Below are 9,588 nucleotides of genomic sequence, written 5' to 3'. Positions count from 1 at the left end.
GCATTCACCCCTGCGGGGGTGTCTCCTGCCCCGGCCGCGGGCGGCGGACCGCCGTCACGGCAGGTGAGGCAGCAACCGGTCGGGCGTGAGCGGGAGCGTCCGCAGCCGGGCGCCGGTGGCGTGCCGGACGGCGTTGCCGATCGCCGCGGCGGCGCCGACGATGCCGATCTCGCCGATGCCCTTGCTGCCCATCGGGTTGAGGTGGGGGTCCTCCTCGTCGATCCAGTGCGCCTCGATGCCGGTCACGTCCGCGCAGGCCGGCACGTGGTACGAGGCGAGGTCGCTCTCGGTGAAGTCCCCGAAGACCGGGTCCATGGTGCTGCCCTCGGTGAGCGCCATGCCCAGGCCCATGGTCATCCCGCCGATGAACTGGGAGCGTGCGGTACGGGAGTTGAGGATGCGACCGGCCGCGAAGACTCCGAGCATCCGGCGCACCCGGACCTCGCCGGTCCGGCTGTCGACCGCGACCTCGGCGAAGTGCGCGCCGAAGGCGTGCCGGGCGTACGGGGACTCGACGGCCGTCTCGTCCCCGGTGTCGGCGGTGACCGTCACTCCCCCGTCGGGCAGCGGTCCTGGGCGCTCGCCGAGCTTCCGGACGAGGCCGGTGACCGCCTTGTGCACCGACCAGCCCCAGGAGGCGGTGCCGGAGGAGCCGCCGGCCAGCGGAGCATCCGGCAGTTCGCTGTTGCCGATGTCGACGCGCACGTTCTCCACCGGCGTCCCGAGCACATGCGCGGCGATCTGCGCGAGGACGGTGCGGGCGCCGGTTCCGATGTCGGTGGCGTTGACAGCGATGCGGTACGAGCCGTCGGTGGCGGCGTGCGCCGTGGCGTGGGAGGCGCTCATGTACACGGGGTACGTGGCGGAGGCCACGCCCGTGCCGAGCAGCAGCGCCCCCTCGCGGCGGATCCCGGGACGGGGCTCGCGCCCGTGCCAGCCGAAGCGGGTGGCGCCCTCACGGAGGCAGGCGGCGAGACCGCGGCTGCTGAACGGTTTCCCCGAGTCGGGTTCGTCGGCCGGGTCGTTGCGCAGCCGCAGCTCGACCGGGTCGATGCCGAGCTCCACGGCGAGTTCGTCGAGGGCCGATTCGAGCGCGTACATGCCGGGGGCCTCACCCGGGGCCCGCATCCACGAAGGGCTGGGGACATCGAGGGCGGTGACCCGGTGGACGGTCCGGCTGTGCTCGGAGCCGTACATCACCCGGGCCGGGACGGCGGCCTGCTCCATGAACTCCTTGACGGTGGAGGTGTGGGAGATGACCTCGTGGGCGACGGATGTGAGGGTGCCGTCGGCCTCGGCGCCGAGCCTGACACGCTGGACGGTGGGCGCGCGGTGACCGACGACCGCGGCCATGTGGCGCCGGGGCATGGCGAGTTCGACCGGCCGGCCGGTGTGCAGCGCGGCCATGGCGGCGAGCACGGTCTGGGGGCGCGGGGTGCCCTTGCTGCCGAAGCCGCCGCCCACGTGTTCCGAGACGACGGTGACCTGCCCCGGCCGGAGCCCGAACACGGTGGCGAGGCTGTCACGCACCTTGGTGGCGCCCTGGCTGGAGTCGTGGACGGTGAGATGTCCCTCCGGCGACCAGTGGGCGGTCGTGGCGTGCGGCTCCATGGGGTGGTTGTGCAGCGCACCGAGCGTGTATGTGGCGTCGATCCGTACGGGTGCGGCGGCGAACGCCCGGTCGAAGTCGCCGCGTTCCCGCACGGCCGGGTAGCCGCCGTTGGCGGTCTCCGGGGTGTACAGGCCGGGGTGGTTCTCCGTCAGGACGACGTCGTGCGGGGCGGTCTCGTAGGTGATGTCCAGCGCTTCGGCACCCGCCCGCGCGCCTTCGAGGGTCTCGGCGACGACCAGGGCGATCTGCCAGCCGCGGTGCGGTACGTGGTCGTCCTGGAGCACGGCGAGGATCGGGTCGTCGGGTTCCTCGGTGCGCGGCGCGTTCTCGTGGGTGAGGACGGCGCGGACGCCGGGGAGTGCCAGTGCGTCGGCGGTGCGGATCGCGGTGACGCGGCCGCGCGGGACGGTGGCGGGTACGGGCCAGGCGTACAGGCAGCCGGGCAGGTTGCGCTCGGCGGAGTAGCGCGCGGCACCGGTCACCTTGTCCCGCCCTTCGCGGCGGACGACAGGGGCGCCCAGAGGCTGGGGGGCGTGGCTCATGGCGGGAGTCCTCGGCTCTTCAGGGGCGGGCGGCGAGTTCGGCCAGGGCGTCGACGGCCAGCCTGCGGGCCAGCACGATCTTGAACGCGTTGTCGCGCAGCGGGCGGGCCGCGGCCAGTTCGGCGTCCACCGCTGCTGCGTACGTCTCGTCCGTGGCGGGAGCGCCGCGGAGGATCTCCTCGGCGGCGCCGGCCCGCCAGGGGCGGTGGGCGAGGCCGCCGAACGCGAGGGCCGCATGGGCGATCCGGCCGTCGCGGACGTGCAGGACCGCTGCGACGGAGGCCAGGGCGAAGGCGAACGAGGCGCGGTCGCGGGCCTTGCGGTACAGGGAGACCGTGCCGTCGGGCAGCGGCGGCAGGACAACCCCGGTGATGAGTTCACCCGGCCGGATGACGGTGTCGGCGGCGGGGCTGTCCCCTGGCAGCCGGTGGAATCCGGTGGCGGGCACGGCCCGTTCGCCGTCCGGTCCGTGGAGCAGAACCGTGGCGTCGAGGGCGGCCAGGGCGACCGCCATGTCCGAGGGGTGGGTGGCGACGCATTCGGCGGAGTGGCCGAGGACGGCGAGATCGCGGTGGGCGCCCTCACGGGCCGGACAGCCGCTGCCGGGCTCGCGCTTGTTGCACGGCTTCGACGTGTCCTGGAAGTAGGGGCAGCGGGTGCGCTGGAGGAGGTTGCCGCCGGTGGTGGCGGTGTTGCGCAGCTGCCCCGAGGCACCGGCCAGCAGGGCCTGGGAGAGGGCGGGATAGCGGGTACGTACCGCGTGGTGGGCGGCCAGGTCGCTGTTGCGCACCGTGGCCCCGATCCGCAGTCCGCCGTCGGCGGTGTCCGTCACCCGGTCCAGCGGAAGCCTGCTGATGTCGATGAGCAGGCCGGGCGTCTCCACCCCGAGTTTCATCAGGTCGACGAGGTTGGTGCCGCCGCCGAGGAACCGGGCCCCTGGCTCGGCCGCGGCCTCCCGGACTGCTTCGGCGACGGATCCGGCGCGCAGATAGGCGAAGGGTTTCACGGCGCCACGTCCTCGATCGCCTCGACGATGCGGGGGTACGCGCCGCAGCGGCACAGATTGCCGCTCATCCGCTCGCGGATCTCGGCGCCGTCCAGGCGTGCCGGGGCAGTGGCGGGCGAGGCGGGCCCGGTGACATGGGAAGGGAATCCGGCGGCCGCCTCTTCCAGTACTCCGACGGCGGAGCAGATCTGGCCGGGCGTGCAGTAGCCGCACTGGAGGGCGTCACGCTCCAGGAACGCCTCCTGGAGGGGGTGCAGCCCGTCGCCGTCGGCCAGGCCCTCGATCGTGGTGATGCGGCCCCCGTCCTGCGCGACGGCCAGGAGCAGGCAGCTGTTCGCCCGCCGGCCGTCCACCAGGACGGTGCAGGCGCCGCACTGACCGTGGTCGCAGCCCTTCTTGGCGCCGGTCAGGCCCAGGTGCTGACGCAGGGTGTCCAGGACGGTGGTGCGGTGGTCGAGTGTCAGGGTCTCCTCGACGCCGTTGACGTGCAGAGTCAGCGTGGAGCGGCCGACGGTCGCCCATGGGTCTGTCCCGCCGTCCTCCCGCTGGGTGGTGGGATCCACGTGCAGGGCCCTTCGCTCGGCGTCGTTTTGTCTGCTTTCTACCAGATTTACGCCGAGCGTTCCGGACCCTCACCCGAAACCGCCCCCATGGCCGTACGGTCTACTTGGCTGCCAGCCGCAGCCGCACTTCCTCCTCCTGGTCGCCGGAGACGGTGCCCACGACCTGTACGGCGAAGGCGTCCGCCAGGCCCTGCCTGAGCCGGTCGACCGCCCAGTAGCCGCCCTGCGCGTCGACCGTGACGGGCCCGCCGAGCCGCACGGGCCCCGAGACCACCCGCTCCTCGGTCACGTCCACGGTCGCGACCCAGGCGGTTGGCCGCTTGCCGGTGATGTCCTGCGGCACGTCGACCGAGGCCCGGTCGGTGGCGAACGCGGCCCGCAGCACGTCGAAGACCGTGCCCGCGTCGTCCTTCGCGCACCCGCTGACGACGACCGACACGTCTCCACCCTGCCGGCGCTCCTCCGCCTGCGCTTCCTGTGTGCTGTTCACCGCGGTTCCTTCCGAAGGGGACATCTCCAGGCTCTCCCCGCAGCCGGGTGTCTGCGACACGAGGGGCCCGTCCCCCCGCCCGGATCCGGGGCATGGCCGGGTCACCGGCCCTCGAAACGCCTTTCGCCCTCATATCCACTTAAAACATGAATTCATCCCTTGCGTCGAGTGATCCCCGGGCACCGGGGTATCCGGCATGCATGGACGTATCGCATGGAGCCCTCAATTCCCTGGCCCTCACCCTCGCGGACGGACGGGGCGCGGCCGGGGTGGTGATGGCCGTTGTCGGAGTGATCCTGGTGGCCCTGCTGATCGGAGCCGTATGGCTGGGCAGGCGACGGCGCGCCCAGGAGCTTCCCCCGCCCCGGCCGGAGGAGCAGCCGGTGGCGCCGGAGCACCGCACCCATGTCGAGGAGCGCGACGTCCACGGCGACGACAGCTTCCCGGCCGACGGCCGCGGACTCTCCCCGTACGAGCTCGGTGATCACGGGAACGAGTCCCTGCACCACGAGGACGACGAGAAGCGCGACTGACGGGTGCAGCCCGTCCCGGCGGCCTGTCCCACGGGCCGCTGGGGGCGTGTGCGCGGTGGGCGGCTCCGCCGCGTGTTGCGGGAGCGGCCGCCCCCGGTGAGGCTGGTGAAGGCCCGCAGGCCACCGGCACACGTCTGCCGCACACCCCATGAAGGCAGTAGGACCATGACCGCAAGCACCTCTGGTACGGCATCCGCGCCCGCGCCTCTGACCGGGCCCGCGGCGCCCTGCTGGGTCAATCTCATGACCCGGGACCTGGAGTCGGCCCAGGCGTTCTACGGCCCCGTGATGGGCTGGACGTTCCGGCCGGGCAAGCTCGGCCAGGAGTTCTCGGTCGCCCGGCGCGGTGACGTACCGGTCGCCGGTATCGGTGCGGTGGCGACGACGTTCAGTGTGGCGGTGGCGTGGACCCCCTACTTCGCCGTGCAGGACGCCGATGTGGCCGCCTCCCGGATCCGCGAACGCAGCGGCACGGTGGCGGTGGGTCCGCTCGGTCTGGGCAAGGGGCGCGGCGCGCTCGCCGCCGACCGTGACGGTGCGGGGTTCGGCATCTGGGAGCGCACCGCGCCCACGACCTCGCCGCCCGCGCCGGACGGCCATTCGCACGCCTGGCTGCGCCTGCGCACCCGGAACGCCTTCGACGCCGCCATCTTCTACGGCGAGGTGCTGGACTGGGCTAGTGGCCGGCCCGGCTCCTGCGAGGTGTCGTACGAGAAGGACGAGGTGATCGTCCACTGCGGCGGCCGGCAGCTGGCCCGGATCAGCTCGGGCGCGGTCGAGGCGGCCCCCGATCCGCTGGTCCGGCCGCACTGGCAGGTCAACTTCCCGGTCACCGACATGGCCGCCGCCGTCGCGACGGCGCGGGAGCACGGCGGTTCACTCGTCGAGGAACTGTCGCGGCCCGGCGCGCGGGAGGCGACACTGCTCGATCCGGACGGCGGGCTGTTCACCCTCACCGATGTCCACAACCCCACCGCGGCTGTCCCGGCCTGACGGCGGAAGGGCGCGGCCGGCAAGGCGGCGCCGGGAGCTGTTCCCGGCCCCGGGCAGCGCCGGAGGACCTCGACGATCCGGGGAGACGGCCCCTAGGATCGTACGTACGGCATCGCGCGCCGGTCACCGGCCGGGTGAGGCGTGGAGGTGCCCGTGAGATGCCCGTTGGAGGCATTCCACAGTGTCAGTCGAGTTGAATCACACCATCGTTCACTCCCGGGACAACCGGGAATCCGCAGAGTTCCTGGCCGGCATCCTGGGTCTGGAGGTCGGCGCGGAATGGGGCCCGTTCATCGCGGTCGCCACGGCCAACGGGGTCGCCCTGGATTTCGCGACCGTCCCCGCCGCGTCCATCACCCCGCAGCACTACGCCTTCCTCATCTCGGAGGCGGAGTTCGACACGGCGTTCGCCCGCATCCAGGAGCTCGGCGCCACCTACTACGCCGATCCACAGCGTAGGCACCCGGGCGAGATCAACCACAACGACGGCGGCCGGGGCGTGTACTTCATCGATCCCTCCGGTCACGCGATGGAGATCATCACGCGCCCGTACGGGGGCTATGCGTCCTGACGGTTCCCGCCGGCACGGGCCCGGCCGGATCCGCCGCACGCGGGTCCGGCCGGGCCCTCCCCGTTCCCGTCACCCCGCTCAGGTCTCCCGGGCGACCGGGAGCAGCAGTTCGGGCCGGTCCCACATCACGGCGGGCGGGGCAGCCCGTTCGGTACCGGTCCGCATGGCTCCCACGCTCCGGTAGAAGCCCTCGGCCGGCGGGTGCGAGACGATGCGCACGCCCGCGAGGCCGGCTTCCCGCGCTTCGTCCCGCAGATGTCCGATCAGCAGGCGCCCGATGCCGGAGCCCTGCGCGTCATCGGCGACGAACATGAGGTCGAGCTCGGGCGGGTCCAGGATCAGGGAGTAGAAGCCGAGCAGCCGTCCGGTGGTTTCCCCGACAGCCGCGAAGACCCTGTGCGCCTCGATGTAGTCGGGCCCCACCCGGTATCCGGCGACCATCGGGGCGTACGGGCCCTCGTAGGCCCGCGAGGCCCGGACCAGACGGGTGAGCCGCTTCGCGTCCCGCGCGCTCGCCCGTCTGATCCGTACACCTTCACCCGGCGCCCGACGTCCCGGCTGCGTAATGCTTGATCTCATGTATGGAGTATTACGCATCCGGTGCGGGACCCGGGAGGGGCAGTGACCTCAGGCGGAGTCGCGCGCGGCGCGCCACTCCCCCACCAGGGCGTCGACGTCGAACGGCCTGAGGTTCAGGAGCGGTCCCGGCGGTGGGCGCCTGACGGCCTCGGCGATCTTCTCGTTCACCTCGGTCAGCATGCGCCGCACCTCGGCCTCCGACCGGACCTCGGGCAGAGCGGCGAGAGTGTCCTCCGCCTCCTTGCGCAGGGCCAGTGTCGGAGGAAGCACCGAAACCCCCTCGCGCTGCATCTTCGACTTGATCCACCACGTCTCGTCGTACGGGCGGTCGAGACCTTCGAGCGGCTTGCCGAACCCCGGCAGTTCGGAGAAGTCACCGCGCTGTTCGGATTCGCGAATCTGTTTGTCGACCCAGGACTCGAAGCTGATGCCCGCGGGTTTGCGTTCGGTCACCGTGACGCCCCTCTCGGAGAACTCGTGATTCGGCCCTTTCACGATACCCAGGCCCGGTCGACGGATCCGCTGCGGGAGACGCCGTCGGCATGCCCGCGGCTCCCCGCCCGGCAGGCAACTCGGCCCGTCGGCGCATGAATCCGTTCGGCGGGGTACACGAACGGCACGCCCGCCCGGGCCTTCGTCCGGGCAACGGACCGAAAGGGATGGTGAGCGTGGAACACGACAAGGCGCGGACCGAGAACCGGCGGGGGTGGTGAGCATGATGACCACTGTCGTGATCATCGTCGCGGTCGTCCTGGTGGTGGCCGCAGGACTGTTCTTCGCCTTCGGCCGGCAGCCCGGCGGACGTGGTCTCCAGCGGCGCTTCGGACCCGAGTACGACCGGACCGTCGCCCGTCACGACGGCGATGCCAAGGCTGCCGAACACGAGCTGAGCGAGCGGTTGAAGCGTCACCGCTCCCTCGACGAACGCCCGCTGACGCCCGAGGCCCGCGCACAGTACACCGAGCGCTGGACGCAGATACAGGGCCGGTTCGTCGATGCGCCCCAGCAGGCCGTCACCGAGGCCGACGCCCTCCTCGCGGAGCTGGCACGGGACATGGGTTTCCCGGACGGCAGCGACTTCGAGGAGCAGACCGCCGCCCTCTCCGTCCACCACGCCGAGCACATCAACGGCTACCGCCGGGTGCACGCCGTACAGCGGGGCGAGGGCGGAACGGAGGAGATGCGCGAGGCCATGATCGAGGCCCGCGGCCTCTTCGACGTCCTGGTCTCCAACGGTTCACAGAGCCCGGTCCGCCGGGACCGGCACCATGCGGAAGGAAGTAACACGTCATGACGTACGACACCGAACGCACACCCCGGATGCCCACCGAATCGCCCGAGGACGTCCAGCAGCCCGGCCGGCCCCCGGTGACCCCCGACCGGACGGCGGCCGGCCGCACCGACACGGCGCCCGACGGCATCCGGCCCGAAAGGACCCCGTCCCCGACCGCCCCTGCCGGAGCGACCGCACCCGGCACCACGCCACGAGGCGCCCCCGCCTCGCACCGGCCGCTCATACCGGAGGGCGAGCAGGAGAAGCTGACCCTGCGGCTCCAGCACGCGGTGACCGAATTCGTCGAGAGCCCCCGTCAGGCGGTCGGGGAAGCGGAAAGCGCCTTCGACGCCGCCGTCGAAGGCCTGGCGAGCGCCCTCAAGGAGCACCGGCACGAACTGAACTCCCAGCAGCAGGACGGGGAGTCCGAAACGCGGACCGAGGAACTGCGGGTCACTCTGCAGCACTACCGCGATCTCACCGAACGCCTGCTGAACGTCTGAGGCGAGCGGTCACCGCCCGATGCCCGCAGCGGCTCCCGCTGCACCGGGCAGGCGCCCAGGACCTCACGGAATGCCGACCCGCACCGTGAGCCAGGGACCTCAGGACCCGCCTCTGCACCTTCTGCACCTCCTGCCCCCAGCGGCCCGTACCGGCGCCGGGGGCAGCCGCACAGCCGCCACGCCGCCGTCGCCCAGGCTTCGCTTATCCGGGCGCAACCCACCGACCGCTACGATGGGTGTACAGAGGACCCGTTCCCGCCATTTCGCGGACAACCCGGGCAGCCCGGGAATCCGGGCAAAACCACAGGCCTTTCCAGGGACCTCAGCGACAGTCGCCGGAGCGTTTTACAGGCAGCACGGCACCGGGCGCCCATGCCCGGCACGCCGGATGTCCCCTTTCACCTCGTGGATTCGATTCGCATACGGCCGAGCGTGCCGTGTGGTTCAAACCGGCTATCCGTGAGGCGTTGATGACATGCCGATCCAGACCGCGGGCGACCCCGTGAACACACCGGCGGACACAGCCGCCGCGGACACCCGGGCGGGAAGTGACTTCGCCCGGCTGGCAAGAACGATCACGGCGAGCGGCCTGATGCGGCGGCGGCCCGGCTACTACGTGCTCCGCATCTCCCTCGTGACCGCGCTCTGCGCCGTCGGCTGGACCGCGTTCGTCCTGGTCGGCAACAGCTGGTGGACGCTGGCCGTGGCCGCGTTCCTGGCCGTGGTCTTCGGGCAGGTCGCCCTGGTCGCCCATGACGTCGGACACCGCCAGGTGTTCCGGCTGCGCCGGGCGAGCGCCCGGACGGGGCGGATCGCCGGCAACCTGGTCATCGGCATGGGCTACGGCTGGTGGCAGGACAAGCACACCAGGCACCACGCCAACCCCAACAACGAGCAGCTCGACCCCGACGTCGTTCCCGACG

The 9,588-nt window shown here is 72.1% G+C and carries 12 protein-coding genes; 6 read left to right on the top strand and 6 right to left on the bottom strand.

The genetic code is table 11. From position 1 onward, the window contains the following. Positions 1 to 54: 54 nt before the first annotated feature. The 4 genes from ACFVW8_RS36680 to ACFVW8_RS36665 form a co-directional block, all read right to left on the bottom strand. Complete coding sequence (locus ACFVW8_RS36680; RefSeq protein WP_389697926.1) at positions 55 to 2,154, bottom strand: xanthine dehydrogenase family protein molybdopterin-binding subunit; 2,100 nt, start codon at positions 2,152 to 2,154, stop codon at positions 55 to 57. Positions 2,155 to 2,173: 19 nt separating this feature from the next. Next, positions 2,174 to 3,160, bottom strand: a complete 987-nt coding sequence (locus tag ACFVW8_RS36675; RefSeq protein WP_389697924.1) for an FAD binding domain-containing protein — start codon at positions 3,158 to 3,160, stop codon at positions 2,174 to 2,176. Then, on the bottom strand, positions 3,157 to 3,723 hold the full coding sequence (locus ACFVW8_RS36670) for a 2Fe-2S iron-sulfur cluster-binding protein (RefSeq protein ID WP_389697922.1): 567 nt from the start codon (positions 3,721 to 3,723) through the stop codon (positions 3,157 to 3,159). The genes ACFVW8_RS36675 and ACFVW8_RS36670 overlap by 4 nt, the downstream gene beginning before the upstream one ends. Before the next feature lie 100 nt (positions 3,724 to 3,823). After that, complete coding sequence (locus tag ACFVW8_RS36665; protein WP_389697920.1) at positions 3,824 to 4,213, bottom strand: hypothetical protein; 390 nt, start codon at positions 4,211 to 4,213, stop codon at positions 3,824 to 3,826. Positions 4,214 to 4,413: 200 nt separating this feature from the next. Between ACFVW8_RS36665 and ACFVW8_RS36660 the strand changes: the two genes are divergently transcribed. From ACFVW8_RS36660 to ACFVW8_RS36650, 3 genes are all read left to right on the top strand, one after another. Beyond that, positions 4,414 to 4,746, top strand: coding sequence for a DUF6479 family protein (locus ACFVW8_RS36660; RefSeq protein WP_389697918.1), 333 nt, complete (start codon positions 4,414 to 4,416; stop codon positions 4,744 to 4,746). Positions 4,747 to 4,911: 165 nt separating this feature from the next. After that, complete coding sequence (locus tag ACFVW8_RS36655) at positions 4,912 to 5,739, top strand: VOC family protein (RefSeq protein ID WP_389697916.1); 828 nt, start codon at positions 4,912 to 4,914, stop codon at positions 5,737 to 5,739. Between the two features lie 181 nt (positions 5,740 to 5,920). Continuing rightward, positions 5,921 to 6,310: a VOC family protein gene (locus ACFVW8_RS36650; RefSeq protein ID WP_389697914.1), complete on the top strand. Its 390-nt coding sequence runs from the start codon at positions 5,921 to 5,923 to the stop codon at positions 6,308 to 6,310. Positions 6,311 to 6,388: 78 nt separating this feature from the next. On the opposite strand, the gene ACFVW8_RS36645 is transcribed toward ACFVW8_RS36650, so the two are convergent. Next, entirely contained in the window at positions 6,389 to 6,889 is a 501-nt protein-coding gene (locus ACFVW8_RS36645; protein ID WP_389697912.1) for a GNAT family N-acetyltransferase, read from the bottom strand. Positions 6,890 to 6,937: 48 nt separating this feature from the next. Then, positions 6,938 to 7,342 carry a DUF1992 domain-containing protein gene (locus tag ACFVW8_RS36640; RefSeq protein ID WP_389697910.1) on the bottom strand — a complete coding sequence of 135 codons (405 nt, stop codon included), beginning with the start codon at positions 7,340 to 7,342 and terminating at the stop codon, positions 6,938 to 6,940. A gap of 265 nt (positions 7,343 to 7,607) precedes the next feature. On the opposite strand from ACFVW8_RS36640, the gene ACFVW8_RS36635 reads away from it, so the two are divergent. The 3 genes from ACFVW8_RS36635 to ACFVW8_RS36625 form a co-directional block, all read left to right on the top strand. Next, on the top strand, positions 7,608 to 8,183 hold the full coding sequence (locus ACFVW8_RS36635) for a hypothetical protein (protein ID WP_389697928.1): 576 nt from the start codon (positions 7,608 to 7,610) through the stop codon (positions 8,181 to 8,183). Continuing rightward, positions 8,180 to 8,665, top strand: coding sequence for a hypothetical protein (locus ACFVW8_RS36630; protein ID WP_389697908.1), 486 nt, complete (start codon positions 8,180 to 8,182; stop codon positions 8,663 to 8,665). The genes ACFVW8_RS36635 and ACFVW8_RS36630 overlap by 4 nt, the downstream gene beginning before the upstream one ends. Before the next feature lie 475 nt (positions 8,666 to 9,140). Next, on the top strand, positions 9,141 to 9,588 hold a 448-nt coding region (locus ACFVW8_RS36625), incomplete at its 3' end, for a fatty acid desaturase family protein (protein WP_389697906.1).

This window comes from Streptomyces sp. NPDC058221 (assembly GCF_042882365.1).
Taxonomy (GTDB): Bacteria; Actinomycetota; Actinomycetes; order Streptomycetales; family Streptomycetaceae; genus Streptomyces.
The sequence above is the reverse complement of the archived record's forward strand: the minus strand, read 5'-3'. Positions and strand labels throughout refer to the sequence as shown.